The sequence below is a fragment of the Acidovorax kalamii genome (assembly GCF_002245625.1).
Classification (GTDB): Bacteria; Pseudomonadota; Gammaproteobacteria; order Burkholderiales; family Burkholderiaceae_C; genus Acidovorax; species Acidovorax kalamii.
This window is the reverse complement of record NZ_NOIG01000009.1, coordinates 108,211-133,610: the sequence shown is the minus strand read 5'-3', so window position 1 is coordinate 133,610 and position 25,400 is coordinate 108,211. Positions and strand designations below refer to the sequence as shown.

Below are 25,400 nucleotides of genomic sequence, written 5' to 3'. Positions count from 1 at the left end.
CGGTGCCACTGCGCTCTCCTGCGGGGGCCATTCTAGGAGCGACCGGCGTATAGAAAACGCCTTCTGGGCGCTAATGGGGCGCAATCGTTGCTGATGCTGGAGCCTTGGGCCCCGGTGGCTGGTGGCCATAATTTGCCGATCTCCCTGCCCCTGGACCCGCCCATGCCCGATACCGCCTTTGACCCACAGACCAGCGCCGCCGTGCTCACCATGGCCCGCCAGGGGCGCAGGCCCCGCCCGCTGGACCTTCCTGCTGGCTTGCGCCCGCAGAACGCGGCCCAGGCCTATGCCGTGCAGGACGCCGTGGTGCGCGAGCGTGGCGAGGTCGCTGGCTGGAAGGTGGGCGCTGCATCGCCCGAGGCATTGCCTGCGCGCGCGGCGCTCACGCGCGATTCGGTGTGGGTGGCGCAGGCCGCGCACGCTGCGGTGCACCTGCCCGCTGCCGGTTTTGCGGTGCTCGGGGTGGAGGCGGAACTGGTCTACGAACTGGGCGCCGACCTGCCTCCGCGCGAAACGCCCTACAGCCCTGCTGAGGTGCGCGCGGCCCTGGTGTCGGTGCGTGCTGCCATCGAGGTGTGCGACACGCGTTTTGCCGCCTGGGCCCGGCAGGACGAATGGTGCCGCCTGGCCGATCAGGCCTGCCATGGCGCGCTGGTGGTGGGCACCGGGACGGCCGATGTGGCGGCAGTGCAGCCGCTGGCGCAGGGAGTGGACCTGTGGGTGAACGAATCGGTGGCCGTGCAGCACGCCACCTGGGGCAACCCGGCGGGCGACCCGCTGCGGCTGCTTGCCTGGCTGGCCAACGAAGGCGCGCACAGCCTGGGTGGGCTGCGCGCGGGCCAGTGGGTGACGACGGGCTCGTGCACCGGCACCGTGCTGGTGGCGCCGGGCACGCGGGTGGTGGCGGATTTCCCGGGTCTGGGCCGGGCGGAGCTGGTGTTCGACTGACCTGCCTGCCGGTCCGCGCAGCCCTCGGCCCGGCGTGTGCCCGGTGCCTGCCCGTCAGCGGCGGTACGGGTTGTCGGGGCTGCGGTCATAGCGGTTGGACACGCCATCGCCATCGCGGTCCCGGTCGTGCCGGTTGGGCACACCGTCACCGTCGCGGTCCCAGCCGCCGGGCTGCATGTTCCAGCGGCCGCCATGTTCCACCCAGCGCGGTTCGCGGTAGTGGTAGCCCGGGCGGGCCTTCACCCAGTGGCCGTGTTGCCAGACATGGCGGTGGCCGCGCCACTCCCAGTGGCCGGGCACCCAGACCATGCCCCGGCGCGGATGCGGCACGGCTTCGTAGCGGGGAGGCGGGGGCGCCTGGTACTGCACCACCACCGGCGCAGGGCCGTGGTAGCGGGGTGCGTCCGCACCGATGACAACGGTGGCGCTGGTGTGCTGCGCGTGCGCTGCCGTGGCGGCAGCCAGCGTCAGCAGGGCGATGGATACAGCGGCGAGTGCATTGCGGGCCATGGTGAACTCCTCAAAATGGTCCCTGTCGGAACCGGAGCCTTCATGCTGCGGGCCCTGCGTCAAGCCGGTGTAGTTGGATTGCGAAGTCTTGTGAAGTTGTGTTTCCTGGGGCGGCGGCACCTGGGAGGCGTGTGATTTTTGTCACGCTCGCGCTGGGGCTCAGCGCCACCAGATCACCACCGCCAGCAGCATCAGCGCCACCCAGGCGGGGTGCCGCCCCTCGGTGGCAAAAAACACCAGCAGCCCGCAGGCCAGCGTGGCGCCCGCCGCCACATCGGCTACCCAGGCGCCCAGGCCCGCGTCCACAGGCACCGTCCCCAGGCGCCACAGCAGGGCGCTGAAGGCCCAGCCCAGCACCGTCACCAGGTGCCAGCTGCCCCAGAGGATGCGCACATGCTGCTCGCGCAGCACGGGCTGGCCGCCGGTGGGCACCACGCCGCGCAGGCGCAGCGAGCGGAACACGAGGATTTCTCCGAGCACGGAATGGACGGCGCCCACCAGGGCCAGGCCCACGGCGGCAAGGACCAGCGATGTATTCATGTTTCTTCTCCTCCCGGTGTCTGGTTTGTTCGTGAAGGGGCGGTCAGGGGTTGGCGCCGGCGGGGGCGAGCCAGTGCGCCCTTCGGGTGTGCACCCGCGCGCCCAGTTGCGTGAGCAGGTGCATCAGGCCCATCCACATGCGCTCGAACGCGGGCATTTCGCTGGGCACCTGTTGCAGGTGGCGGCCCAGCATGCGCTGGTCGGCGGGGGGCGTCAGCGGCGGTGGGGTTTTGGTGCCAAAGTCGAACACGGCCTCTGTGAAAGGCTCGATCTGCCAGGCCTGCATCTCGGCCAGCACGGGGGCCAGGTCGGTGCGGTAGGTGGGCAGGCTCATGTCGGCCCCGGCCAGGCCCAGGGCCTGGTAGGCCTGCAGCACCCGTGCATGGCGCTGCGGGTCGTCTGCGGGCCGCAGCAGGGCGGACCAGGCCTGCCGGACCTGCGCGCGAAACCCTGCGGACAGGCTGCGTGTGCAGCCAAAGTCCAGCACGCCCACCGTGCCATCAGGCGCAAACACAAAGTTGCCCGGGTGGGGGTCTGCATGCACCCGGCCCAGTACAAAAATGCAGTGCATGAACCAGTCCCACAGGTGCTGCCCGGCCTGGTCGCGCTGCGCCTGCGTGGGCTGGGTGGCCAGCCAGGCCTGCAGCGGCTGGCCGGGCACAAACTGCTGTGTGAGCACTTGGGCGCGGGTGTGCGAGAGGATGGGTTGCGCCATCATCACCCCCGGCCGCGCGGCGTGCTGGGCAAACCACTGCAGCTGTTCGGCCTCCTGCAGGTAGTCCACCTCGCGCAGCAGCGTGGCCTCGATCTCGGTCATCACGCTGTCCATCACCGTGTCGGTGGGCAGGGGCAGGTCGGTGTAGGCCAGCGCGCGCAGCGCGGCGCGCATGAGCTGCATGTCGCTGGCAATGGTGGCGGCGATGCCGGGGTACTGCACCTTCACGGCCACCGTGCCGTGGCCCGCCAGCTGTGCGCGGTGCACCTGGCCCAGGCTGGCTGCGGCAAATGCGGTGGGCTCGAAGTGCTCGAACAGCGCCTCGGGCTCTTGCCCGAACGCCTGGCGGAACACGCGGCCGACCAGCGCGCGGTTGAGCGGCGGAGCCTGGTGGTGGGCGCGGGCCAGCTCGCGCCGCACGCCCTCGGGCAGCAGCTGCGGGTGCATGCTGAGCAACTGCGACACCTTGAGCGCCGAGCCCCGCAACTGCCCCAGCGCGCCAAACAGGATGCGGCCCAGCGCGGCCTCGTGCTCGGCCTGCGCCTGGGCCGAGCGCTTGCGTGTGCGGTGCGAAAGCTCGGCCATGCCGATGCGTGCCGCTGCCAGCCCGGTGATGGCGCTGCGCGCCAGCTTGCCGGTGCGCGGGGCCTCCGCTTTAGCTTTGGCCATGGTCTGCCAGGCGCTGCGCCGTGCCGCGTGCAATGACGCGGTGGATGGGCGTGATCACCGCCATGTAGGCATGGCCCAGTGTGTTGTGGATGTGCACCACCGTGCTCAGCACCACCCGGGGCGCAGCGCCGGGGGTGGCGGGCTGTTTGCAGATGGACACCTGCACGTCCAGGTGCTTGTCGTCCTGGCCCATCACCACCTCGGTGTCGCTCAGGTGCCGGATGCGGAAGATGCCCACGCGGTCGCCCACGCGGTAGCTGCGCGCGTCGCGCAGAGGGCGGCCGCTGGCGGGCGGGTAGCCGTCGTCCAACTGACCCAGGTCCTTCAGGCCCACCAGGCGCACGGCCTTGTTGCGCACGAACATGAGGGCGCGCGTCCATGCCGGGGTGCGGGCCGCCACGTCCAGCCACGACTGCAGGGCCGAGCGCGCGGGGTGCCGGTCGGCCACCTCGTAGGCATCAAAAAAATCGGCCCCGGGCAGGGTGGCGTGGATGGCCGTGCCGGGTGGCACCTGGGTGGCGCGCGCGGTGGTGGGGGCGGCGGGGGCGGTGGGCGAGGTCATGGGGCGCTCTTCTTCTTGCGGGGCGTGGCGGGCTTCGTTGCGGTCGGGGCGCTGGGTGCACGTTTGGCGCGGCGTGGGGGCGGCGCCGGGGGCTCGGGGCTGCGTGCGGTTGGGGCGCTGCCCAGCGTCTGCCGCGCCAGTTGCAGCATGCCCAGCAGGCCGCTGCCGTGCTGGGCCATGCGCGCCATCTGGCTGCGCAGCACAAAGCCGCCCAGCTGCGCCACGCGGTTGACCAGGCCCACACGCAGCGCCTGCACCAGCACACCCAGCGACAGGTCCACCAGCTGCGTGGTGTCGGCGAACTCGTCGGAGGTGTCGGCCAGCCAGTAGCTCACCACGCCCGCAAGGTAGTCGGTGTAGAGGCTGCCCGCCAGGCCCTTGAAGTCGCAGGGCTCGATCTCGCCGCTGGCCTCGGCGGCTTCCAGAAAACTGCTCACCGCATCGCGCAGGCCCTGGCGCGCCGCCAGGGGCTCGGCCAGCATCGACAGCGGCGAGCGCCGCGCCAGGCCGCGCACCTGGGCCACGAACTCGCGGTCGGCCAGCAGGCGCTCCAGCACCGCGTCGGTCAGGCGCTGCAGCTTTTCCTGCAGGCCGTAGCCGTCAAACCCCGGGGTCTGCAGTGTGTCGGCCAGCGCCTGCTGGACGGTGTCGTCCAGGTAGCCGACCACGATGCGGTCCTTGGTGGGGAAGTATTTGTAGATGGTCGCATCGCCAATGCCTGCGGCGCGCGCGATGTCCTTCATCGTCGTGCCATCAAAGCCCTGGCGGGTCATGAGATCCACCGCGCTGGCCACGATCTGGCGGCGCGTGGCGTCTTGTTGCTGGCGGGTAGTTTTCATTTGACTATCTTTAAATTAACAAAATTTGTTATTTAAAGAATAGTTTTTTCTCTTTGTGGCGTCAAGTCTTGTGGAGCGCTGTGGCTTCTTTAGACAGTCTGTGGGCTCCTTTTCTTGCCTTTTTTGGCCTTCTCCGCGCGGTGGTAAAGCGGGTTATGCTATCAATAAGTGAGCATCTGGCTATCTGCGCATGCTGGAGAACGCCTCGAACTCCCAGCTGCGCATGGCCAGCAGCAGGGTGTAGCCCTCGCGCTCGCGTTCGGGCAGCTTCTGGTCGGCCAGGTGCTGCTGGGCAAAGTCCTGGGCTACGCGCTGCATGCGCTCCATGAAAGCCGGGGCCAGGCTGCGGCTGATGTTGCCGTGCACCAGCAGCACGCCTTCGCCCGTGCCGTCAAAGCCGCCCGCAAAGTAGTCGAGCAGCGCGTGCTCGCGGAAGTAGTTCATCACCGGGCCATGCGGGCGCCAGCGGAAGGTCTTGGCCAGCTTGAGGCGGTAGCGGTTGAGCGGCCGCAGCTCGATGATGCCGATGCGGTCGAGCTGCGCGAGGTATTTGATGCCCTCGGCCTCGGTGAGGCGATAGGTGGCCACGACCTGCTCCAGCGTCCACTGGCTGAGCACGCAGATCGCCATCAGCAGCAGCTTCTTGTCGCCCACCACGGCTTTTTCCTGCTCCTGGCTCAGTTCCTTGAGCAGCGGCTGCGCATCGGCCACGCGCCGCGCCAGGTCGGCAAAGTCCAGCGCCAGCGCGCGACAGATGGCGTCGATGCGTGACAGCGGCATGTCGCCCTTGGCCAGCATGCGCTTGACGCTGGACTCGGCCATGCCCAGCGCCTGGGCCAGGTCGGCGTAGGTCATCTGCGCGGTCTTGAGTTCTTTTTTCAGGGCGGTGACGAGGTCGGCGGTGGTGCTCATGGCTGGGGGCGGTTGGCGGGTATGGGTGGGTGTTGGGTATCAATTATCAATACCCAAAGTGGCGTGGGTAGCCCTTTGTGCGACTTTTGACGGGCCCGGACGCGATGGCCTGCCCACACTGCGCGGCATTCCAACTCCGCAGGAATTCCGCCATGCCGTTGTTTTCTTCCGCAACTCCTCTCAACCGGGCCGAGACTGGCCTGTTACTGGGCGCCGCTGCCTTGTTCGCCCTGGCCGTCTGGGGGCCGGTGCTGCCCGCCAGCGAACATCAGCACGCGTTTGCAGACCAGCGTGCGTGGCTGGGCATCCCTTGCGCGCTTGATGTGCTGAGCAATCTGCCCTTTGCCCTGGCGGGTGTGTGGGGGCTGGTGATGCTGCGCCGGGCGGTGGGCGTGGATGTGGCGTCGCGGTGGCTGGCCGGGCTGTTTTTTGCGGGACTGCTGTGCACTGCAGCAGGCTCCATGCTGTACCACGGGCAGCCGCACGACGCGGGCCTGCTGTGGGACCGGCTGGGCATGGTGCTGCCGTTTGCGGGCCTGCTGGGGCTGGCGGCCACAGGCCGCGTGAGTGCGCGCGCCGGGTGGGCCGCTGCCGGTGTGGTGCTGCTGGCCGGGCCGCTGGCCGTGGCCTGGTGGGCGCACACCGGCAACCTGCTGCCCTGGGCTGTGGTGCAGCTGGGCGGCATGCTGGTGGTGCTGGCCCTGGCGTGTAGGCCCCGGCGCGATGGCGCGCTGGCGATGCACCTGGGCGCGGTCATCGGCCTGTATGCCGTGGCCAAGCTGTTCGAGGCGGCAGACCACGCTGTGTTTGACGCTACCTACCAGGCGGTGTCGGGGCACAGCCTCAAGCACCTGTTTGCCGCAGGCGCGGCCTGGCCCGTGCTGACGGCCCTCGCGGCGTGGCACCCGCGCCGGGCACCGGGCGGGCCGCAGGTCACGTTGTTTGTGCAGAATGGCGCCCACGCCGTGGGTGTCGCCCGCAGTTCACGGGTGTGAAGCGCGGGCGCGGAAAATTCCAACAAGCCAACCCATCGGAAACGAGGAGAAACGCATGCACCCCGAAACCCCGTCCACCAGCCTGGCGCCAGCGTCCACGCATGAGGACCCGAACCAGTTTGCCCTGCTGCGCCAGCGGCGGTTCGCCCCGTTCTTCTGGACACAATTCTCCGGCGCGGCCAACGACAACCTGTTCAAGTTTGCGTTCACCGTGATGGTGACCTACCAGCTCAGCGTGGACTGGCTGCCACCCGCCATGGCCGGGCTGGTGATCGGTGCGCTGTTTATCCTGCCGTTCTTGCTGTTCTCGGCCACCTCGGGCCAGCTCACCGACAAATACGACAAGACGAAGATGATCCGCTTCGTGAAGAACATGGAGATCGCCATCATGCTGGTGGCGGCCGTGGGCTTCATTGCGAACAATGTGCCTGTGCTGCTGCTGTGCACCTTTCTCATGGGCGTGCATTCCACGTTGTTTGGCCCCGTCAAGTTCGCCTACATGCCCCAGGTGCTCAGCGAGCGCGAACTTACGGGGGGCAACGGCATGGTCGAGATGGGCACCTTTGTGGCCATCCTGCTGGGCAATGTGGCGGGCGGCCTGCTGGTGGCCATCCCCGGCATCGGCCACACCACGGTGGCGGTGGCCTGCGTGCTGGCGGCGCTGGCCGGGCGGGCGGTGGCGCATTTCATCCCCTCGGTGCCCGCCACCGATCCGGGCCTCACCATCAACTGGAACCCCTTCACCGAAACCTGGCGCAACCTCAAGCTCGCGCACGGCAACATCGTGGTGTTCCGCTCGCTGCTGGGCATCAGCTGGATGTGGTTCTTTGGCGCGGTGTTCCTGAGCCAGTTCCCGAGCCTGGCCAAGAACGTGCTGCATGGCAACGAGCAAGTGGCGTCCCTGCTGCTGGTGGTGTTCTCGATTGGCATCGGCATCGGCTCGCTGCTGTGCGAGGTGTTGTCGCGCCGCCATGTGGAGATCGGCCTGGTGCCGCTGGGCGCCATCGGCATGAGCGTGTTTTCCATTGACCTGTACTTTGCGTCGCGCAGCCTGCCTCCGTCTGACATCATGGGCCTGGCCGCCTTCATGGCGCAGGGCGCCCACTGGCGCGTGATGATGGACCTGCTGCTGCTCAGCCTGTTTGCGGGCCTGTACAGCGTGCCAATGTACGCACTGATCCAGATGCGCAGCCAGCCCACACACCGCGCGCGCATCATCGCGGCCAACAACATCCTTAACGCGCTGTTCATGATCGCCAGCTCGCTCATCGCGGGCGCCTTGCTGGGCGCGGGCTTCACGGTGCCGCAGATCTTCCTGTTCACCGGCATCGCCAACGCGGTGGTGGCGTTCTACATCTTCATGCTGGTGCCCGAGTACCTGCTGCGCTTCATCGCCTGGGTGTCGTCGCGGTTTGTGTACCGCTTCAAGGTGCAGGGCGACGAGAACCTGCCTTCGGCGGGCGCGGCCATCCTGGCCTGCAACCACGTGAGTTTTGTCGATGCCGTGCTGCTCATGGCGGCCAGCCCCCGCCCCATCTACTTCGTGATGGACCACCGCATCTTCCGCGTGCCGGTGCTGGGCTGGCTGTTCCGCCTGGCCAAGGCGATCCCGATTGCGCCCTACAAGGAAGACCCGAAGACCTACGAAGCCGCCTTTGACCGGGCCGCCCAGGTGCTGCGCGAGGGCGACCTGCTCGCCATCTTCCCCGAAGGCGGCATCACCAAGGACGGGCAGCTGCAGGAGTTCAAGGGCGGCATCATGAAGATCATCGAGCGGGCGAAGGCCGAGGGGGTCGAGGCCCCGGTGATCCCCATGGCGCTGACCAACCTGTGGGGCTCCTACTTCAGTCGCATTGAACAAGGCGGCGCGATGGTGCGACCGTTCCGCCGGGGCTTTTACAGCCGGGTGGGCCTGAATGTGGGCTCTGCCGTGGCCCCAACCGAGGTGCAGCCCACGCTGCTGCGCGAGCGGGTGCAGAAGCTGCTCACGGCCTGAGACGCCAGCCCCAGTGCGGGGCGTTTCAGATCAGCGAGAGCCCGGCCAGCCGAGCCAGGCGCTCCTGCTCTTCACCCGCCGTGGTGTGGGGGTGATCAGCCGTTGCGAAAAAGAAAGCTGTAGGCGTTGAGCGCCGGCACCCCTCCCAGGTGCGCGTACAGCACGCGGGAGCCGTCAGGGAATTCGCCGTTGCGCACCATGTCGATCATGCCGTGCATGGACTTGCCTTCGTACACCGGGTCGGTGAGCATGCCTTCCTGGCGTGCGCACAGGCGGATGGCTTCGAGCGTGCCTTCGCTCGGCAGGCCGTACTCGGGGCCGCCGTAGCGCGTGTCCAGCACTACGTCCTCGGCGGTGAGTTCCTGGCCCAGCTCCACGAGCTTGGCGGTGTTCTGGGCGATGCGCAGGATCTGCGCATGGGTCTGCGCGGGCTTGGCCGACGCGTCGATGCCGATCACCTTGCGCGCCCGGCCGTCGGCCGCAAAGCCCACCACCATGCCCGCCTGCGTGCTGCCCGTGACCGAGCACACGACGATGTAGTCGAACTGGAAGCCCAGCTCCTTCTCTTGCTGGCGCACTTCTTCGGCAAAGCCTACGAAGCCCAGGCCGCCGTACGGGTGCTCGGAGCAGCCTGCGGGGATGGGGAAGGGCTTGCCACCGGCCTTCTTCACGTCCTCCATGGCCTGCTCCCAGCTGGGGCGGATGCCGATGTCGAAGCCCGCAGCGTCCAGGCGCACATCGGCGCCCATGATGCGGCTCATCTCGATGTTGCCCACGCGGTCGTACACGGCGTCAGAGTAGTTGACCCAGTTCTCCTGCACCAGCACGCACTTGAGCCCCAAGTGCGCGGCCACGGCGGCCACCTGGCGCGTCTGGTTGGACTGGATGCCGCCGATGGACACCAGCGTGTCGTAGCCGCCCGCGATGGCTTCAGGGATCAGGTATTCGAGCTTGCGCGTCTTGTTGCCGCCAAAGGCCAGGCCGGAGTTGCAGTCCTCGCGCTTGGCATACAGGTGCACCTTGCCGCCCAGGTGGGCCGACAGGCGGTTGAGGGGCGTGATGGGGGAGGGACCAAAGGTCAGTGGGTGGCAGGCAAATTTCTGCAGGTTCATGGCGGTGTTCCGGTCGATGAAGAAGGGGTGCAAGCACAGGGCTTGCAGTGCCTTCATCGTAGAAAAACACGCGCATCTCGTGGTTGCAAAGTTTGGTCAAATTTCGGAGATATTTGTTTATAGACCAAAATGATGGCGATCAATATTTCTTGAAACACAAAATGTGCACAACAAAAGTTTGTCCCAAGAATGTGCCGCAGGCCGATGTCTCGGCCGAGCTGGACCGCACCGACAAAGCCATCCTGCGCCAGTTGCAGCGCGACGCGTCGCTGTCCAATGTGGCACTGGCCGAGAAGGTGCACCTGAGCCCCCCTGCCTGCCTGCGCCGCGTGGAACGCCTCAGGCGCCTGGGGCTCATCGACAAGGTGGTGGCGTTGCTCAACCCCCAGGCCGTGGGCGCGGGCATGCTGGTGATGATTGGCGTGGTGCTGGACCGCTCCACGCCCGATTCATTTGCCGAGTTTGAAAAGGCGGCGGCCAAGGTGTCCGGCTGCATGGAATGCCATGTGGTCACCGGTGAGTTCGACTACTTCATGCTGGTGCGCACGCGCGACAACGACAGCTTCAACCGTCTGCATGCCGAGCAGTTGCTCTACCTGCCGGGGGTGCGGCAGGTGCGCTCGTTCATGGTGTTGCGCAATGTCCTTTCGACCACCGAGCTGCCGCTGGCGGTGTAGCGCAATGCCACTTTTCTTGAGCCGGTCTTACTGCGCCCCGCGCAGCCGCCCCATCACGGCCGCCCAGGCCGGGCCGCCAAACACGTTGACCACCAGCCCTGCCATCAAGAGCCCGGCGCCCGCAAAGTGCACGGGCAGCAGCTGCTCGCCAAACACCACCCAGCCCGTGGTCAGCCCCACCACCGGCACCAGCAGCGTGAAGGGCGCCACGCGGTTCACGGGGTAGCGCGACATGAGAGAGGTCCACAGGCCAAAGCCCAGCAACGTGGAGATCCAGGCGATGTAGGCCACGGCAGCCATCGATGTGAGCGACAGGTGCTGCACCGCTGCCAGCACGGCGCCGGGGCCGTCCATCACCAGCGCCAGGGCCACAAACGGCAGCGGAGCCACCACGCTGGACCAGACGATGAAGGCAAACTGGTTCATCGGCCCATAGCGCCCCACGGCGCGCGTGACGATATTGCCGCAGCCCCACAGCGCAGCGGCCGCCACGGTCAGCGCAAAACCCGCCAGCGGCATCGAGGCGCCATGCGCGCTGCCGATCAACACCAGCCCCACACCCGCCAACGCCAGGCCTGCCACCTGGTTGCCCTGCCATTTCTCGCGCAGCCACCAAGCGGCCAGCAGCAGCGTGAAAAACGACTGCGCTTGCAGCACCAGCGAGGCAAGGCCCGAAGGCATGCCGATGTGGATGGCCGTGAACAGCAGCGCAAACTGGCCCACGGCCATGGTCATGCCGTACAGCAGGTACAGCCGGAGCGGCACCTTGGGCGGCTTGACGAACAGCAGCGCCGGGAAGGCCGCGAGCAGGTAGCGCAGAGCACCCAGCAGCATGGGCGGCACATCGGCCACTCCGACTTTGATGACGGCGAAGTTGAGGCCCCAGACCACGATGACGAGCAGGGCCAGGGTAAGGTCGCGGGGGCGCAGGGCGGTGTTCATGCCCTGCATTTTGCGGGACTGCAGGGCGGGCAGCCGTGCGTTTCAGGACCGCCCTGATGCAAAAAAAGACAAACCGGCGGCGTCTGGGGCGTTATGCCGATTCGACCGCGAAGCCCAGCCCCGCGTTGGCCTGCAGCCGCGCGATCAGCTTGTCACCCAGCGCAGGCGCCGTGGTCCAGATGCCACCCGGTGTCGCCGTGGCATCCTGCAGCAGGCATACGGCGGCCTCGGTGATCATCTTGGATGTGGAGCCATAGCCCGGGTCGCGGTCGCCCTTCACGCCCACGCGCAGGGTGTTGCCTGCGGCGTCGGTGCCCAGGAACAGTACGTCGTAAAAGCCGTTCTCACGCTCTTCGCGCGATGGGCCTTCGCCGGGCTTGGGACCTTTGTCCGAGCCCAGCGACTTGTCGCCCGCCACCGCGTTGGCGATGGCCTCGCCCTTTTCGCCGGGGCCGGTGATGAGCATTTCGTCGTAGACAAAGTCGGTGCCGTAGGCGTGCCGCAGCAGGAAGTTGGAGCGGTGCACATTGCGCGTGTTGATGGCGGCCATCACGAACGGCGCCACCCAGACGCCATCGCCGAGCGCCTCGTCCACCATGGGCTTGTGGCCGGTGGGCTGGCGCGGCCCTTCAAACCCGGGCGTGAGAGAGAACGGGTTCTTCAGCAAATCCAGCACTGCGGGGTTGGTGGCGGCTGCGGCCATGGTGGCCTTGAGGCTGGCGGCCGTGCCCCCAGAGAAGGTGCCCTTCATCTTGCGCACCCGGCCGCGCACGCGCGGGGCGGGGTGGCCGAAGCGCTGGGCAAACTCCTTTTGCAGCAGGAACACGCCCAGGTCGAACGGAATGGAGTCGAACCCGCACGAGAACACGATGCGTGCGCCACTGGCCTTGGCGGTGGCTTCGTGCGCGTCGATCATCTGGCGCATCCAGGCGGGCTCGCCACACAGGTCCACATAGTCCACACCGGCCTTCGCGCAGGCGGCCACGAGTTCGTTGCCATACAACTGGTACGGGCCCACGGTGGTCAGCACCAGGCGCGTGGTGTCCATCAGTGCCTGCAGGCTGGCGGGGTTGCTGGTGTCGGTCACGACCAGCGGGGTGTCGGCCGGCGCGCCCACTTCATCACGCACGGCGGCCAGCTTGTCGGCATTGCGCCCGCCCATGGCCCAGCGCAGGCCACTGCCTGCGGGGTAGCGTTGCAGCAGGTATTCGATCACCAGGCGGCCGGTGAAGCCGGTGGCGCCGTGCACGACGAGGTCAAAGGGTTTGGTCATGGGGTGGGTCTCCGTCCATCAAAACAAGCAGGCGCGCATGGCATTCAGGGCTGCCACGCAGGGTGCTGCCATTGTCTTGGGCAGGGGCGGCGGCCCGTGTCGCGCAGGTGCGGGGTTGCTCATCCGTAGGGCGTAAACAACGGATTTTTGCGGCCAAACTGAGAAAAAGTACCGCTAAACGATACCGGTCAGGCTGCGGGTAGCCACTGTTACGGTTCAATGCAGACACGCAAGTTACGTCTGGGCACCATTCGCCCCGTGTTCAACCAACGCCCCCCCGGGGCACCACAGCAATGTCTTCTTCTCCCATCGTTGTTCAGCGTGACACCAAGGCCTGGCAGCTGCAGGTGTGGGTCTCGTTTGGCATCGCGGTTTTTCTGTGCGCCGTGGGCCTGGCATGGCTGCCCGGCGAACAGCTGGAGCAGGCGTTCATGGTGATGGGGTATGTGTTCTGCCTCTCGGCCGCGTTTGTGCTGGCCAAGTTTGTGCGGGACAACGCAGGCGCTTCGCGCCGGGGCGGTGGCGACACCCCCCTGTGGAAGCTGGTGGTGTGGGGTGGCTTTGCGGTGGCCATGGGCCTCACGGGCTGGGGCCTGCTGAGCATGGACATCAACGTGACCTACAAGGCGTTTCTGGGCGTGAGCTGGCTCTACCTGATCACCACTGCCTTCACGCTGGCCAAGATGCTGCGCGACCGCCACGAGGCGGACCTGATGGAAGCCCGTCTGCAGGGCCGCCGAGAAGCGGCCCAGGCAGCCGCCAACGGCAACAGCGCGAACTGATCGCATCGGATGTACGCAGGCGGCGCATCGCTGCCTGTACCGGCAAATTTTCTTTCTGGTTTTCGACCCGGTTTCTCCCGCATCCTGGGTGCGTGGTGGGGCCGCATTTTGAGGAGTGAATGATGATGAACACGGTGTTTTCTTCGTGGGGCGCCGCCCGACTGTCCCGCGCCCTGCTGGTGGCCGGTGTGGTGTGTGCGACGCTGGTGGTGGCCGCTCCGGCCCGGGCCCAGAGCGAGGCTTCTGCCGCGCTGTCGATGCTGCCGGTGGCCTCGGTGGTGGGCACGGCGTCGGTGGCTTCGGCCGCCGCCGGTGCGGTGGTGACAGTGCCGGCGGCGCTGTCGGTGGGCGGCGCGGTGCTGACGGTGCGGGCGCTGGAGGCCTCGGCCGTGGGCACGGTGTACCTGCTGGAGCGCGCCTCGGACGGCGCCCAGGTGAGCGTGGAAGTGGTCGGCCGTGGCGTGGCGGGCTCGGCCTACGCTGTGGGCACGGTGGTCACCTGCAGCGTGATCGGCACGGGTGTGATCCTGTCGGCAGCGGGCGAGGCGATTGCCTTTGTGCCCAACGCCATCGGCCGTGCGTTGCTGCACAACGAACGTCTTTGAGGAGTGGCACGATGGTGAAAACCTTGACCTTTGGCCGCAGTCCAGCGCAGCGCATCCCTGCCGTGGTGGGCATGGTGTTCCTCGCTGGGGTCGCGCTGCTGGCCGCCACCCCGGCCCATGCGGGCCGCTCGTGCGAATCCCGCAAGCCCGTGCCCCCGCAGGTGATCGAGCGTGGCATGAAGCTGGCCGAGCAGACCTCGGCCGCGCTCGATGCCGAGCATGCCAGGTCGGGCGCGCAGGTGGTGGCGCTGGCCCGTGCGGGGCAGGACCTCTCCAAATATGGCCTGCGCTACTCGCACATGGGCTGGGCCTACAAGACGGCCGAAGGCCCTTGGCGCGTGGCGCACAAGCTCAACGAATGTGGCACGGCGGTGGGCTATCTGTACCGCCAGGGCCTGGGCGAGTTCTTCCTGGACGACCTGTGGCGCTACGAGGCCGTGTACGCCGTGCCCACGCCCGAGGTGCAGCAGCGCCTGCTGGCCGTGCTGCAGGACAAGGGCCGCACCAAGGCGCTGCAGCACCAGCCCTACAGCATGGTCAGCTATGCCTGGGGCCGCAAGTACCAGCAGTCCAACCAGTGGGCGCTGGAGACACTGGCGATGGCCATGGAGCCCACCACCGTGCGTGCGCGCGACCAGGCACAGGCCTGGCTGCAGTTCAAGGGCTATGAGCCCACGGCGCTCAAGCTCGGGCCGCTCACGCGCATGGGCGGGCGGGTCGGGTCGGCCAACATTGCATTTGACGACCATCCGGGCGAGAAGCGCTTCTCGGACCGCATCGAGACCGTCACTGTGGACTCGGTGCTGGCCTGGCTGCAGCGCACCCAGCTGGCAGCGCCTGCGGTGGTGCTGGTGCAGAAAAACTGAGTAAAAACCGGCGTCTGCGCCTGCCTGGTAAGCGGTTTTGGCTATCAAATCAGTAGTATTTGAGGAGAGCAGTTGCCATGAGCAAATCACTGCGTTTGTCCGAAAAATGGTTCCGCCGGGGCCTGTGGCTGGTGGCGCTGGTGTTTGCCAGCTTTCTCATCGGCCTGGGCGGCACCATCGTGGGCGATCTGCCCAAGGTCGAAACCCCGCTGCGGGTGGATGACTTCCTCGACAAAACCGCTGCCGACAAGCTGCGCGCCGAGGTCAAGGCCGCGCGCCAGGCCGAGCAGGACGCGCAGACCGCGCTGGAGCAGGCCCAGCTGCAGCGCAGCAAGGTGCGCAGCGAGGTGCAGGCCGAGAGGGACAGCTTCAACAACTGGCTGTCCACGCGCAGTGCCACGCAGCGCGCTGACCAGGATCCTGAGGTGCTGGCGCGCACCCAGGCGCTGGACGTGCTCAAGCTCGCCGAACGCAAGACCCAGCAGGCGGTCGAGGCCCAGCAGCAGGCAGCGCTCGATGCCCGCCAGGCCGCCGCCGCCCGGCAGGAGCAGCTGAGCCGCATGGAGTCCGATGGCTACGTCAAGCTCAACGCCGAGCGCCGCAAGGTCGAGCTGCGCGTGTTCCTCTACCGGCTGGCGCTCACGCTGCCGCTGCTGGCGATTGCGGGCTGGCTGTTTGCCAAGCAGCGCAAAAGCACCTACTGGCCATTTGTGTGGGGCTTCATCTTCTTTGCGCTGTTTGCCTTCTTCGTCGAACTGGTGCCCTACCTGCCCAGCTATGGCGGCTACGTGCGCTACGTGGTGGGCATTGCGGTGACGGCCGTGGTGGGGCGCTATGCCATCCAGGCGCTCAACCGCTACCTGGAGCGCCAGAAGCTGGCCGAGGCCTTGCCCGACCAGGAGCGCCGCAAGGAGCTGAGCTATGACGTGGCCCTGGCCCGCCTGGCGAAGAACGTCTGCCCGGGCTGCGAGCGGCCCGTGGATTTGAAGAACGAGAAGATCGACTTCTGCCCGCACTGCGGCATCGGCCTGTTTGACCACTGCGGCCATTGCAGCACCCGCAAGAGCGCGTTCGCACGGTTTTGCCACGCTTGTGGCACAGGTGCCGGCGTCAAGCTGGCGCGCGAAGACTGAGGCGGTGGTGGGCACCGTGCCCCAGGGGCTGCGCCGCCGTGAACTGCTGGGCGCATTGGCCGCTGCAGGCCTGCTGGGTGCTGTGCCCTGGTCCGCCCACGGCGCCCCCGGCACACTCATCGAGAACGTGACCCGCCTGTACCCCGTGCGGGTGGCGCGGGTGGTGGTGCCCACCCAGGTGCAGGAGGTGGTGCAGGCCGTGCAGCACTGGCCCGGTGCCGTGGCCGTGGGGGGCGGGCGCTACAGCATGGGCGGGCAGATTGGAGTGGAGGGTGGCCTGCACATCGACATGCGCCGCATGAACGCCCTGGTGTGGCTGGACGCCCCTGCCCGCACGGTGCGCGTGCAGGCGGGCATGCGCTGGCGCGATCTGCAGGACCACCTGGACCCGCACGACCTCGCGGTGCGGACCATGCAAAGTTATTCGAACTTCACCGTGGGCGGGTCGGTGTCGGTCAATGTGCATGGGCGCTACGTGGGGCATGGCCCCATCGGCGCATCGGTGCGGGCGCTGCAGATCGTGCTGGCCAGCGGCGAGGTGCGCGAAGCCAGCCGCCAGCAGCACCCCGACCTGTTCCGCGCGGCCCTGGGCGGCTATGGCGGGCTGGGTGTGATCACCGAGGTGGAGCTGGACCTGGACCCCAACACCGCGATGGAGCGCAGCGTGGCCCAGGTGGCGCTGGACGACTACCCCGGCTTCTTCGCCGCCAAGGTGCGCGCCAACGCCCGCGCCGTGATGCACAACGCCGACCTGCTGCCCCCGCACTTCGACCGCGCCACCGCCGTGACCTGGGCGACCACCGACAAGCCCGTGACGGTGCCCGAACGCTTGGTGCCGCGTGGCCAGCGCTATGACCTGGACAGAACCGTGATCTGGGCCCTGACCGAGCTGCCGGGTGGTGACCAGCTGCAGCACAAGGTGGTGCGCCCGGCGCTGCTGCGCGGCCAGCCGGTGGTGTGGCGCAACCGCGAGGCCAGCCTGGACGCCGCCTCGCTGGAGCCCGCCAGCCGCGCGCAGTCCACCTATGTGCTGCAGGAGTATTTTGTGCCGGTGGCCCGCTTCGCGGCCTTCACGCGGGGCCTGGCCCGCATCCTGCAGCAGCATGGGGCGCAGGTGCTCAACATCTCGGTGCGCCACGCGCCGCCCGACCCGGATGCCGTGATGGCCTGGGCGCGTGAGGAGGTGTTTTCGTGGGTGCTGTATTTCAAGCAGGGCACCAGCGCCGAGGCGCAGGAGGGCGTGGGCCTGTGGACGCGTGCGCTGATCGACCTGGCCCTGCAGCACGGCGGCACCTACTACCTGCCGTACCAGCGCCATGCCACACCGGCGCAGTTTGCAGCGGCCTACCCGCAGGCCGACCGGTTTCGCGCCACCAAGGCGGTGTGGGACCCACAGGGGCGTATGCGCAACATGCTCTGGGCGCAGTACCTTTAGGGCGGCGGACGGTGGTTGTGGGTGGCGATGCAGGCGTTCAGGCCAGCGCCACCCGGTTGCGCCCCTCGGCCTTGGCGCGGTAGAGCGCGGCGTCGGCGGCCAGCAGCAGCGTGTCCATGTCGGCGTTGCCGCCCATGGTGGCGCTGTGCACCAGGCCAATGCTCACCGTGGCGCGCTGGGTGGGGCCCTGGCCGCCGGGGGCGGTGGCAAAAGGCTGCTGCTCCACCGCGCTGCGCAGGCGCTCGGCCATGGCGTGGGCTTCGGCGGGCGACACCTCGGGCAGCACTGCCGCAAACTCCTCGCCGCCCAGGCGGCCCAGCAGGTCTTGCGGGCGCAGCTCGCGCGCCATGGCCTGGGCAATGCCGATGAGCAACTGGTCGCCCGCGCCATGCCCGTGCTGGTCGTTCACCTGCTTGAAATGGTCCACGTCCAGCATCAGCACCGCCGCCCCGGCGGACTCGTGCTGGTGGCTGGCCAGCAGGCGCGCGCCCTGCTTGAGCAGCGCACGGCGCGCGAGCACGCCGGTCAGGTCGTCGTGGCGCACCGCGTGGTCCAGGCGGCGCAGGGCCTCGGCGCGCGCAGCGCTGGCGCAGGCCACGGCCAGCGGCCCCAGCGCCAGCAGGGTGACGCCCACGCGCAGCGAGAACACATCGCCCGCATGGGCGGGCGTGAAGTTGAGCACACCCGTGGCCACGCCCGCCATGGTCCACAGGCACACCACCAGCGACAAGAGGCTGGCGGTGAAGGCGCTGTAGCTGAGCGCGCACCAGAGCAGCCCCGGCACCACAAAGGCCAGCATGCCCGGCCCGCCGATCACGGTGCGGATGCCTTCGGCCAGCAGCAGCGAGCTGATGGGCGCCGCGCGCCAGAGCAGCGACATGCCCTGCAGGCCGCCCTGCGTGGCTTGGGGAGGGTCGTCGGCGCGCGGTGCGGCCAGCACCACGGGCACGATGAGCATGTAGTTCATCAGCTCGGTGCTGAACCACAGGGAGAGCAGGTCCGTCCAGGGCGCGTTGAAATACACCGGCGCGGCGCCGCAGCCCGCCAGTGCCCCCACGGTGCTGGCCACCAGCGCTGCCAGCAGCAGGTACAGCGCCGACACCGTGCGCTGCAGGCGCCGGATGCGTTCGTCCAGCCCCCGCAGCACCAGCCAGCCCGCCGTGGCGCCCAGCAGGTTGGCAGCATTGAGCCACAGGGCCATGCCCCAGGCGCTGCCGGTCACCAGGTCGGCGGCCACGTAGCCCACCGCCGCCGCCGCCCAGGCGGGTGGCCGGGCCAGGTGGGGGTAGCGCACCAGCAGGCCCAGCAGCAGCGCATTGGCGGGCCAGAACGCTGACAGGAACCCGATGGGCCGCGCAAAGATGCCCACCAGGCAGGCGCCAAAAATCAGCAGCCCCAGGGCCAGCCAGGCCAGCGCGGGCGCTATGGGCCGGGAGGGAGCAAGGGTGCGGAGCATGGTGGCAGGGGGAGGGGCGGGCGCTGAGCGGTGGTGGATTGTCTCCGCAGCCGGTGGGCGGGCTGCTGGGCGCCTTGGTATGTTGAAACATTTGTTGACAATTGCCAACAGCCTGCGGGCCTTGCCTTGTGGTTTTGTCGTGTGTTTGTGGCGATTTTTCGGCCGCTTGCGCCCGATGGTATTGGTTGTGTTGCTATCAAAATTAGATCAATCGCAGCCCGGCGCACGGCTGCAGCCGGGTTCAGGCGCGGCGCTCTGGCGCCACCACCACCCGGTTGCGGCCTGCGCGTTTGGCGTCGTACAGCGCCTGGTCGGCCGCGCCCAGCCAGTCGGCCCAGGGGCCGCCGCTGCGGGTCACGCAGGCCAGGCCGATGCTCACGGTGACGGGGATCCTCTCGCCCCGCTCTGACAGCTCGATCTGCGCCACGGCGGAGCACAGGCGCTGGGCCACGGCGGTGGCGTGCTCGGTGGGGGCGTCTGGCAGGTAGACCAGGAACTCTTCGCCGCCCCAGCGGGCCAGCAGGTCCGACCCGCGCAACTGGTTGCCCAGCGCCTCGGCCGCCGCCTGCAGCACGCGGTCGCCCGCCGCATGGCCGAAGTGGTCGTTGATGTGCTTGAAGTGGTCCAGGTCGAGCTGCGCAATGGCGCTGCCCACCGGCAACTGCGCGGGCAGCATGGACATGGCCCAGCGGCGATTGCCGATGCCGGTGAGCGTGTCGGTCTGCGCCACCTTCTGCAGCCGCACCTCGGCGCGCTCGTTGGACAGGGATGACACCACAAGCGCCACCCCGAAGTGGCAGAACATCAGCGCATAGAACGCGCGGGCAAACCCCAGCGGGCTGGTGGCCTGCGTGGCAATCAGGAACAGCTGCAGCGCAAAGATGCCCGCGCTGGCCAGCAACAGCCCGGCCAGCAGCCCCCGCGAGGGCAGCGGCTCGGTGTGGCGGTCGCGCCATACCTCATGGGCGGATGCGAGCAGGGCCACGGCCGCAGTCAGGTGGAATGCGCCTGCGCGCAGCAGGTTGTCGAGCGGAAACTGCGTGCTGATGCCCAGCGCCAGCCAGCCGCCGGGGACGGCGGCCAGCACCGGCAGCGGGATCCGCCGGCGCCCGCTCAAAGCCCGCACACCGGCCCAGAAGAGTGCATAGCCCAGCGTGCCCAGCAGCAGGCTGGTGTGTGTCCACAGCCACAGGGGCAGCATCTGGTACTCGCCCTGGCCCGCCAGCTCGGCGCCAATGGCCAGCAGCAGATAGGCCGCCGCCAGGGGCCTGAACCCCCGGGGGCGGCACGAATGGCGGCTGACGTGAAAAATGCTCAGCGCCCCTGCCACCAGGGCGGTCTTGTAGAGCAGGAGGACGGTGGGGAGGTCAAGCTGTAAACCCATGGCGCTGCGTGGCGGTGGTGTGGTGGCAGTGGTAGGGGCGGATCAGGCCGTGCGGGCCCGGTCTCCCGTATGGTGACCGAAGGAGGTGACAGGCGCCAGCGCCGCGCAGTGCGGGTTCCGGGGGCGGGGCCTCAGCGCAGGCGCCACCGCTTCTTCCACTGCCGCTGGACCACCCGCGCCATGCGCCAGGCCCAGGTGGCGCGGGCGCGGGCCAGCACCGCGTGCTTGGCGCGCATCCCCTGCGCATAGGCCCAGGCGAACCAGCGCAGCTGCATCAGCGCGGGCTGGGTGAGGGTGAACAGCCGCGCCACCACCGCCGTGCCGACCACCTTGGCCAGCACGATCACGAGCATGCCCAGCACCACATGCCCGCGCCCGATGGCCCACAGCGCGAGCAGCTTGACGGGCAATAGCAGCAAGGTGGGCAGCACAAACAGCGCCACGGCCGCCCAGGGCGGCAGGGCGCGCACGCGGCCCTCGATCCAGCGCAGACCCGGCCAGCGGCCGATGCGCGCCAGCAGCTGCTGCAGCGGGACCCAGCCCCATTCTTCGAACAGGATGAGAAGCGCCAGCACGCCACTGGCCAGGCCCGCCGCCACGCGACCGGGCCAGCGCAGCAGGGAGTGCAGTATTTTCTGAATGATTTTGGCCTTATGCGCCTGTTGGGATTGCCTTTTAAGCTATCAAATATATAGCTATTGCATCCCAGGCTGCGCCCTTACACGCCACGCGCCCGGTCGGCCTTGAACTGCGCGCGGAACTGGGCAAAAGTGCCCGCCTCCAGTGACTCGCGCACCTCGCGCATCAGGTTCAGGTAGTAGTGCAGGTTGTGCACGGTGGTGAGCATGGGACCCAGCATCTCGCCGCAGCGGTCCAGGTGGTGCAGGTAGGCACGACTGAAGCCTTCGCGCCCGCCGTTGTCCCACGACACGCCCGAGCTGCCCGCGCAGGCGTAGCAGGTGCAGCTGGTGTCCATGGGCTTGTGGTCGGCCTTGTGGCGGGCGTTGCGGATCTTCAGGTCGCCAAAGCGCGTGAACATGGTGCCGTTGCGCGCGTTGCGGGTGGGCATCACGCAGTCGAACATGTCCACGCCGTCGGCCACGCCCTGGACCAGGTCTTCGGGCGTGCCTACGCCCATCAGGTAGCGGGGCTTGTGCGCAGGCAGGCGGTGCGGCGTGTGGGCCATGATGTCCAGCATCTCGTCCTTGGGCTCGCCCACGCTCACGCCGCCCACGGCATAGCCGGGGAAATCCATCTCGACCAGGCGCTCCAGCGACTCCTGGCGCAGGTTCTTGTACATGCCGCCCTGCACGATGCCGAAGAGCGCGTTGGGGTTGTTCAGGCGGTGGAACTCGTCCTGGCTGCGCTTGGCCCAGCGCAGGCTCATTTCCATGCTCTTGCGCGCCTCGGCTTCGGTGGTCTTGTGGCCCTTGGTTTCGTAAGGCGTGCACTCGTCGAGCTGCATCACGATGTCGGAGTTGAGCGTGGTCTGGATCTGCATGCTCACCTCGGGCGACATGAAGAGCTTGTCGCCGTTGACGGGGCTGGCAAAGGTCACGCCTTCTTCGGTGATCTTGCGCATGGCGCCCAGGCTCCAGACCTGGAAACCGCCCGAGTCGGTGAGGATGGGCTTGTCCCATTTTTCAAAGCCGTGCAGGCCGCCAAAGCTCTGCATCACGTCCAGGCCCGGGCGCATCCACAGGTGGAAGGTGTTGCCCAAAATGATCTGCGCGCCCATGTCGTGCAGGCTGCGCGGCATCACGCCCTTGACGGTGCCATAGGTGCCCACGGGCATGAAGATGGGGGTCTGCACCACGCCGTGGTTGAGCGTGAGCTGGCCACGGCGTGCGTGGCTGGAGGGGTCGGTTTTGAGGAGTTCGAACTGCAGCATGATGGGGCGCATTGTCCCAGACGGGCTTGCCTGGTCTGCTTCAAGGGTATGGACTGGCGTTTGCGCAGGCCGTCGCTACACTGGTCTGCACTGACTCACTCAAGGAGAACACCATGCTCAAGATCCTCATCGCAGTGGATGGCTCTGAACTCTCCCTGGACGGCGTGCACCACGCACTGACCCTGGTGCGCCAGGGCCTGCAGGCCACCATGGTGCTGGCCAACGTGCAGGAGCCTGCCACGCTGTACGAGCTGGTCACCACGCGCGACCCCGATCTGATCGCCGCCGCCAGCCTGGAGGCGGGCGAACACCTGATGGCCCCGGCGCGCGCGCTGCTGGAGGCGGCGGGCGTGCCCTACGAAACCGATGTGGGGGTGGGCGATGTGGCGCACACGCTGGTGGACATGATCGAGCGCTCGGGCTGCGACATGGTGGTCATTGGTGCCAAGGGCCAGGGTGCCATCACCAGCGCGCTGCTGGGGTCGGTGTCGCAGGAGGTGGCCCACGCCAGCCCGGTGCCCGTGACCATCGTCAAACATGCCGAGGTGCTGGAGGCCGTGGACAGCGACGTGGCCGAGGACGCCGAGGCCTGAGGCGCTTCGGTGCCTCCAAAACGACGAGGGCCGCTGTGTGCGGCCCTGAGGGGGAACGGATAAAAAGCGGGAGGCTCAGGCCGCCTTGCGGAACGGCTCGGTCGCCGGCCGCTGCAGCTTGCCATGGGGCAGGGTGGCCAGGCGCGAGAACATGCGGCGCACATAGCCACGCACCCACAGGCATTTGTTGAGTTCGTCCACGGGCAGCGGGCCCGACACCACCACGATGTCGTTGGCCACGTCCTGCGCCCCGGCGGCGCGCAGGCGGCGGCGCGTGTTGTTGGCCCACGACTGGATGCGCGTGGGGCTGCCATGCTGGTGCACCTCGCCCGTGTGCTTGTCGAACGCAATCGCCACAGTGTCGGTCTTGAGCTTGAAGCGGCGTTCACCCGTGACGGCGCTGGGCGCCTCGCGCATGTCATACAGGTAGTAGCTGCCTGCCTTGAGCTGGTATTGCATGTCCATGGGTGTGTTCCTCTCTGGGCGCATTTTCGAGGGTGCACGCACAAGGCAATGGCCGGTATTGCGGCCAAAAAGCCGCGCTTATCGGGTGTGTGGCGGCTGCGCCCTGCCGGTGTCGTTGCGCGTGCCATTGTGGCGGCGCGTCGGCGCCGTTTTGAAAAACTTGAGGATGATGTCGTAACGAGTTGTGAGCGGCGCCCGAAGGCTGTTCTGCCGCTCTCGGCAGTGCACGCAGTCTCCGAAACCGGCACGCACCAAGCGAGGGCAGCCAAGCAAGGGCCGCCCCGCAGCGAGGGCTGCGTCCCCCTTCCCGAATGGCGCAGCCATTCGAGAGAAGGGGGAAGGCGCGCAGCGCCTCAGGGGGATGACCTCTAGAAATCCACCAGACTCAACCCCACACTGAACACCGTGCGCTTGCGGTTGTAGTCGATCATGCTGTCGCCATAGCCGCTGAACAGCGCGGTGTGCAGGCGCAGGTTGCTCTTGCCGCCCCACAGGCCACTGCCCAGGGTCTGCATCCATTCCAGCCGCACCGAGCCCCGGTCGCTGCGCGCGAGGGTGTGGCGCACGGTGGCGCCCAGGGTGTTGTCCTTGTTGGCGTTCCAGAACACCGCCAGCTCGCCCCGGCCGACGTAGTCGCTGATGCCGGGGTTGTCGTCGCTGTCGGCGCTTTCAGACAAACGCTTCCAGACCTTGGCGTTCACGCTCCAGCGGTTGTCCAGCTCCATGCCGGTCATCAGGTAGACGCGGTTCCAGCTGCGCGACAGCGGGTTGCTCTGGCCGTTGGACTGGTGCACCAGGCCAACGCCGCTGTAGCGCCACTTCCAGCCCAGCGGCAGCTGCGCCGTGGTGGGGTAGACATACATCACCTCGGGCTCGTGGTCGGTGGTGCGGAAGGGGCGTGAGATCTGGGGCGTGAACAGCTGCCAGTACGACTGCTGCGAATAGCCAAACCACACCGAATCCTTGAGCGTGGGATGCCCCTGCGTGAGCAGGCCCTGGGCAATCTTGGTGCGCACCGACAGCTGGATGCGGTTCTCGGTGCGGCGGTAGGGCGTGGAGGTCAGGGCCGAATGGTCGGGCGCGTCCGACGTGGGCTGGCGGTTCACATTGCTGGATGCCACCACCGACACCGTGATCGGGCGGTAACCCCGGAAGCTGAAGGTGCCGCAGTCGCTGCCCGACTCCAGCTCCCAGAAGCGCGAGAGGTCGCTGTACTGCGGGTCGCGGCAGCCTTCGGTGCGCGCCACTTCGATGATGCGGGTGGCGGGCAGCGTGGTGTCCACGGGGGTGGGCACGGCGGTTGTGGTGGCGGCGGCGTCGGCTGCCGAGGCGCCGGGCGCTTTCCAGGTCTGCTCGGCGGCCCACTGGTCAAAACAGGCCAGGCGCGCCTGGTTGTCGCCGGGCAGCGCGGTGCAGCGGCGCCAGGCGCTGTCGGCACCCGGGGCGGGCGCAGCCTGCGCCCACACGGCGCCCGCAGGGGCCAGGGCGGCCAAGGCCGAAAGCACCAGGGCTGCCGTGTGGTGCAGGGGGCCCAAGGCGGTGGCTGCCCGGCTGGGCGTGTGGATGGTGGACATCACTGCCACCCCGCCTGCCGGCGCATCACAAACGGAATGGCTGCGGGAGCCGGGGGCGTGGGGTGGGCGTTGTTCCATGTTCCGCGTATTTCCTTGCCGCAACTTCCATCCACCACCCGGCCTGTCCAGGTGGCGCTGATGTTCGTGCCGTTGATCGATTCTTCCAGAGTCAGGTCGCCATCGTCCACGTCGCCGCTGACCTGGGCCGTGGTGCTGCCGCGCTGCGTGGTGCCCCGCACACTCTGTGCCAGCTCGGGATGGGGGCCCAGCTGCAGCACGGCGGTGGTGGGTGGTGGCGGGGTGGCGCCCTCTGCGGCCGGGGCCCGCAGCTCGGCCAGCCAGCGGCCTTGCAGGTGCTGGTGGTCCATGTCGGCGGCGGCCGGGCAGGCGGTGCTGGTCTTTGAGTCTTTTTTGCCATCTGCGCGCGCTGGATAAGCGCTGATAGCTATCAAAATAATAGCTATTGGCAGGGCAAGCTGCGGTTTGAGGGAGGGGCGTGTGCGGGGCATGGCGGGTTCGTTCATAC

Annotated in this window: 26 protein-coding genes; 10 read left to right on the top strand and 16 right to left on the bottom strand. The window is 68.0% G+C overall.

The features are described from left to right. Positions 1–162: 162 nt before the first annotated feature. Positions 163–948: a 2-keto-4-pentenoate hydratase gene (locus CBY09_RS14610; protein WP_094290332.1), complete on the top strand. Its 786-nt coding sequence runs from the start codon at positions 163–165 to the stop codon at positions 946–948. Positions 949–1,002: 54 nt separating this feature from the next. Here the strand turns inward: CBY09_RS14610 and CBY09_RS14605 are convergent, their stop codons facing one another. The 6 genes from CBY09_RS14605 to CBY09_RS14580 form a co-directional block, all read right to left on the bottom strand. Beyond that, positions 1,003–1,458, bottom strand: coding sequence for a YXWGXW repeat-containing protein (locus CBY09_RS14605; protein ID WP_094290455.1), 456 nt, complete (start codon positions 1,456–1,458; stop codon positions 1,003–1,005). A 159-nt stretch (positions 1,459–1,617) separates the two neighbouring features. Further along, positions 1,618–1,998 (bottom strand): hypothetical protein, encoded by a 381-nt coding sequence (locus CBY09_RS14600; protein WP_094290331.1) that lies wholly within the window; start codon positions 1,996–1,998, stop codon positions 1,618–1,620. Between the two features lie 43 nt (positions 1,999–2,041). After that, complete coding sequence (locus CBY09_RS14595) at positions 2,042–3,382, bottom strand: ABC1 kinase family protein (RefSeq protein WP_094290330.1); 1,341 nt, start codon at positions 3,380–3,382, stop codon at positions 2,042–2,044. Continuing rightward, positions 3,369–3,944, bottom strand: a complete 576-nt coding sequence (locus tag CBY09_RS14590; protein ID WP_094290329.1) for a DUF2867 domain-containing protein — start codon at positions 3,942–3,944, stop codon at positions 3,369–3,371. The genes CBY09_RS14595 and CBY09_RS14590 overlap by 14 nt, the downstream gene beginning before the upstream one ends. Further along, complete coding sequence (locus CBY09_RS14585) at positions 3,941–4,783, bottom strand: TetR/AcrR family transcriptional regulator (RefSeq protein WP_094290328.1); 843 nt, start codon at positions 4,781–4,783, stop codon at positions 3,941–3,943. The genes CBY09_RS14590 and CBY09_RS14585 overlap by 4 nt, the downstream gene beginning before the upstream one ends. Before the next feature lie 180 nt (positions 4,784–4,963). Next, complete coding sequence (locus tag CBY09_RS14580) at positions 4,964–5,695, bottom strand: helix-turn-helix domain-containing protein (protein ID WP_094290327.1); 732 nt, start codon at positions 5,693–5,695, stop codon at positions 4,964–4,966. A 152-nt stretch (positions 5,696–5,847) separates the two neighbouring features. On the opposite strand from CBY09_RS14580, the gene CBY09_RS14575 reads away from it, so the two are divergent. Together CBY09_RS14575 and CBY09_RS14570 are read left to right on the top strand one after the other, a co-directional pair. Next, on the top strand, positions 5,848–6,690 hold the full coding sequence (locus tag CBY09_RS14575; RefSeq protein ID WP_094290326.1) for a hypothetical protein: 843 nt from the start codon (positions 5,848–5,850) through the stop codon (positions 6,688–6,690). A gap of 55 nt (positions 6,691–6,745) precedes the next feature. Then, positions 6,746–8,686, top strand: a complete 1,941-nt coding sequence (locus CBY09_RS14570; protein WP_094290325.1) for an MFS transporter — start codon at positions 6,746–6,748, stop codon at positions 8,684–8,686. 95 nt (positions 8,687–8,781) lie between these two features. Here the strand turns inward: CBY09_RS14570 and CBY09_RS14565 are convergent, their stop codons facing one another. Next, positions 8,782–9,798 (bottom strand): 1-aminocyclopropane-1-carboxylate deaminase, encoded by a 1,017-nt coding sequence (locus CBY09_RS14565; RefSeq protein WP_094290454.1) that lies wholly within the window; start codon positions 9,796–9,798, stop codon positions 8,782–8,784. Positions 9,799–9,959: 161 nt separating this feature from the next. Here CBY09_RS14565 and CBY09_RS14560 point away from each other — a divergent pair, with 161 nt between their 5' ends. After that, on the top strand, positions 9,960–10,475 hold the full coding sequence (locus CBY09_RS14560) for an Lrp/AsnC family transcriptional regulator (RefSeq protein WP_094290324.1): 516 nt from the start codon (positions 9,960–9,962) through the stop codon (positions 10,473–10,475). Positions 10,476–10,502: 27 nt separating this feature from the next. Here the strand turns inward: CBY09_RS14560 and CBY09_RS14555 are convergent, their stop codons facing one another. Both CBY09_RS14555 and CBY09_RS14550 read right to left on the bottom strand, forming a co-directional pair. Then, entirely contained in the window at positions 10,503–11,405 is a 903-nt protein-coding gene (locus CBY09_RS14555) for an EamA family transporter (RefSeq protein ID WP_165773925.1), read from the bottom strand. A 103-nt stretch (positions 11,406–11,508) separates the two neighbouring features. Continuing rightward, positions 11,509–12,690, bottom strand: coding sequence for a saccharopine dehydrogenase family protein (locus CBY09_RS14550; protein ID WP_094290323.1), 1,182 nt, complete (start codon positions 12,688–12,690; stop codon positions 11,509–11,511). A gap of 293 nt (positions 12,691–12,983) precedes the next feature. Between CBY09_RS14550 and CBY09_RS14545 the strand changes: the two genes are divergently transcribed. From CBY09_RS14545 to CBY09_RS14525, 5 genes are all read left to right on the top strand, one after another. Next, complete coding sequence (locus CBY09_RS14545; RefSeq protein ID WP_094290322.1) at positions 12,984–13,472, top strand: YiaA/YiaB family inner membrane protein; 489 nt, start codon at positions 12,984–12,986, stop codon at positions 13,470–13,472. Positions 13,473–13,591: 119 nt separating this feature from the next. Then, positions 13,592–14,077, top strand: a complete 486-nt coding sequence (locus CBY09_RS14540) for a hypothetical protein (protein ID WP_094290321.1) — start codon at positions 13,592–13,594, stop codon at positions 14,075–14,077. 11 nt (positions 14,078–14,088) lie between these two features. After that, positions 14,089–14,943, top strand: a complete 855-nt coding sequence (locus tag CBY09_RS14535; protein WP_420807453.1) for a DUF2145 domain-containing protein — start codon at positions 14,089–14,091, stop codon at positions 14,941–14,943. Between the two features lie 77 nt (positions 14,944–15,020). After that, on the top strand, positions 15,021–16,076 hold the full coding sequence (locus tag CBY09_RS14530; protein WP_094290320.1) for a zinc ribbon domain-containing protein: 1,056 nt from the start codon (positions 15,021–15,023) through the stop codon (positions 16,074–16,076). A gap of 7 nt (positions 16,077–16,083) precedes the next feature. Then, a complete protein-coding gene (locus tag CBY09_RS14525; protein ID WP_094290451.1) occupies positions 16,084–17,511 on the top strand; it encodes an FAD-binding oxidoreductase in 1,428 nt (475 codons plus the stop codon). A gap of 37 nt (positions 17,512–17,548) precedes the next feature. Here the strand turns inward: CBY09_RS14525 and CBY09_RS14520 are convergent, their stop codons facing one another. From CBY09_RS14520 to tgt, 4 genes are all read right to left on the bottom strand, one after another. Continuing rightward, complete coding sequence (locus CBY09_RS14520) at positions 17,549–18,967, bottom strand: GGDEF domain-containing protein (protein ID WP_094290319.1); 1,419 nt, start codon at positions 18,965–18,967, stop codon at positions 17,549–17,551. 241 nt (positions 18,968–19,208) lie between these two features. Next, positions 19,209–20,351 carry a GGDEF domain-containing protein gene (locus CBY09_RS14515; protein ID WP_094290318.1) on the bottom strand — a complete coding sequence of 381 codons (1,143 nt, stop codon included), beginning with the start codon at positions 20,349–20,351 and terminating at the stop codon, positions 19,209–19,211. Positions 20,352–20,482: 131 nt separating this feature from the next. Then, positions 20,483–20,950 carry a hypothetical protein gene (locus CBY09_RS14510; protein WP_240515737.1) on the bottom strand — a complete coding sequence of 156 codons (468 nt, stop codon included), beginning with the start codon at positions 20,948–20,950 and terminating at the stop codon, positions 20,483–20,485. Between the two features lie 119 nt (positions 20,951–21,069). After that, on the bottom strand, positions 21,070–22,242 hold the full coding sequence (gene tgt, locus CBY09_RS14505) for a tRNA guanosine(34) transglycosylase Tgt (RefSeq protein ID WP_094290449.1): 1,173 nt from the start codon (positions 22,240–22,242) through the stop codon (positions 21,070–21,072). Between the two features lie 113 nt (positions 22,243–22,355). Here tgt and CBY09_RS14500 point away from each other — a divergent pair, with 113 nt between their 5' ends. Next, positions 22,356–22,835, top strand: coding sequence for a universal stress protein (locus CBY09_RS14500; protein ID WP_094290448.1), 480 nt, complete (start codon positions 22,356–22,358; stop codon positions 22,833–22,835). Between the two features lie 75 nt (positions 22,836–22,910). Here the strand turns inward: CBY09_RS14500 and CBY09_RS14495 are convergent, their stop codons facing one another. The 3 genes from CBY09_RS14495 to CBY09_RS14485 form a co-directional block, all read right to left on the bottom strand. Next, positions 22,911–23,300, bottom strand: a complete 390-nt coding sequence (locus tag CBY09_RS14495) for a hypothetical protein (RefSeq protein ID WP_094290317.1) — start codon at positions 23,298–23,300, stop codon at positions 22,911–22,913. A gap of 368 nt (positions 23,301–23,668) precedes the next feature. Further along, positions 23,669–24,874, bottom strand: a complete 1,206-nt coding sequence (locus CBY09_RS14490) for a phospholipase A (protein WP_094290316.1) — start codon at positions 24,872–24,874, stop codon at positions 23,669–23,671. After that, complete coding sequence (locus CBY09_RS14485; RefSeq protein WP_240515736.1) at positions 24,874–25,398, bottom strand: hypothetical protein; 525 nt, start codon at positions 25,396–25,398, stop codon at positions 24,874–24,876. Before CBY09_RS14485 ends, CBY09_RS14490 begins: the two co-directional genes overlap by 1 nt. Between the last annotated feature and the right edge of the window lie 2 nt (positions 25,399–25,400).

What these genes read in the sequence shown, in the direction of transcription:
- CBY09_RS14520 (WP_094290319.1), bottom strand. Translation starts at nt 18,967, where the DNA reads ATGCTCCGCACCCTTGCTCCCTCCCGGCCCATAGCGCCCGCGCTGGCC.
- CBY09_RS14550 (WP_094290323.1), bottom strand. Translation starts at nt 12,690, where the DNA reads ATGACCAAACCCTTTGACCTCGTCGTGCACGGCGCCACCGGCTTCACC.
- CBY09_RS14495 (WP_094290317.1), bottom strand. Translation starts at nt 23,300, where the DNA reads ATGGACATGCAATACCAGCTCAAGGCAGGCAGCTACTACCTGTATGAC.
- CBY09_RS14530 (WP_094290320.1), top strand. Translation starts at nt 15,021, where the DNA reads ATGAGCAAATCACTGCGTTTGTCCGAAAAATGGTTCCGCCGGGGCCTG.
- CBY09_RS14545 (WP_094290322.1), top strand. Translation starts at nt 12,984, where the DNA reads ATGTCTTCTTCTCCCATCGTTGTTCAGCGTGACACCAAGGCCTGGCAG.
- CBY09_RS14570 (WP_094290325.1), top strand. Translation starts at nt 6,746, where the DNA reads ATGCACCCCGAAACCCCGTCCACCAGCCTGGCGCCAGCGTCCACGCAT.
- CBY09_RS14600 (WP_094290331.1), bottom strand. Translation starts at nt 1,998, where the DNA reads ATGAATACATCGCTGGTCCTTGCCGCCGTGGGCCTGGCCCTGGTGGGC.
- CBY09_RS14535 (WP_420807453.1), top strand. Translation starts at nt 14,089, where the DNA reads ATGGTGAAAACCTTGACCTTTGGCCGCAGTCCAGCGCAGCGCATCCCT.
- CBY09_RS14580 (WP_094290327.1), bottom strand. Translation starts at nt 5,695, where the DNA reads ATGAGCACCACCGCCGACCTCGTCACCGCCCTGAAAAAAGAACTCAAG.
- CBY09_RS14595 (WP_094290330.1), bottom strand. Translation starts at nt 3,382, where the DNA reads ATGGCCAAAGCTAAAGCGGAGGCCCCGCGCACCGGCAAGCTGGCGCGC.
- CBY09_RS14485 (WP_240515736.1), bottom strand. Translation starts at nt 25,398, where the DNA reads ATGAACGAACCCGCCATGCCCCGCACACGCCCCTCCCTCAAACCGCAG.
- CBY09_RS14565 (WP_094290454.1), bottom strand. Translation starts at nt 9,798, where the DNA reads ATGAACCTGCAGAAATTTGCCTGCCACCCACTGACCTTTGGTCCCTCC.
- CBY09_RS14610 (WP_094290332.1), top strand. Translation starts at nt 163, where the DNA reads ATGCCCGATACCGCCTTTGACCCACAGACCAGCGCCGCCGTGCTCACC.
- CBY09_RS14515 (WP_094290318.1), bottom strand. Translation starts at nt 20,351, where the DNA reads ATGGGTTTACAGCTTGACCTCCCCACCGTCCTCCTGCTCTACAAGACC.
- CBY09_RS14540 (WP_094290321.1), top strand. Translation starts at nt 13,592, where the DNA reads ATGATGATGAACACGGTGTTTTCTTCGTGGGGCGCCGCCCGACTGTCC.
- CBY09_RS14590 (WP_094290329.1), bottom strand. Translation starts at nt 3,944, where the DNA reads ATGACCTCGCCCACCGCCCCCGCCGCCCCCACCACCGCGCGCGCCACC.
- tgt (WP_094290449.1), bottom strand. Translation starts at nt 22,242, where the DNA reads ATGCTGCAGTTCGAACTCCTCAAAACCGACCCCTCCAGCCACGCACGC.
- CBY09_RS14500 (WP_094290448.1), top strand. Translation starts at nt 22,356, where the DNA reads ATGCTCAAGATCCTCATCGCAGTGGATGGCTCTGAACTCTCCCTGGAC.
- CBY09_RS14605 (WP_094290455.1), bottom strand. Translation starts at nt 1,458, where the DNA reads ATGGCCCGCAATGCACTCGCCGCTGTATCCATCGCCCTGCTGACGCTG.
- CBY09_RS14560 (WP_094290324.1), top strand. Translation starts at nt 9,960, where the DNA reads ATGTGCACAACAAAAGTTTGTCCCAAGAATGTGCCGCAGGCCGATGTC.
- CBY09_RS14575 (WP_094290326.1), top strand. Translation starts at nt 5,848, where the DNA reads ATGCCGTTGTTTTCTTCCGCAACTCCTCTCAACCGGGCCGAGACTGGC.
- CBY09_RS14490 (WP_094290316.1), bottom strand. Translation starts at nt 24,874, where the DNA reads ATGTCCACCATCCACACGCCCAGCCGGGCAGCCACCGCCTTGGGCCCC.
- CBY09_RS14585 (WP_094290328.1), bottom strand. Translation starts at nt 4,783, where the DNA reads ATGAAAACTACCCGCCAGCAACAAGACGCCACGCGCCGCCAGATCGTG.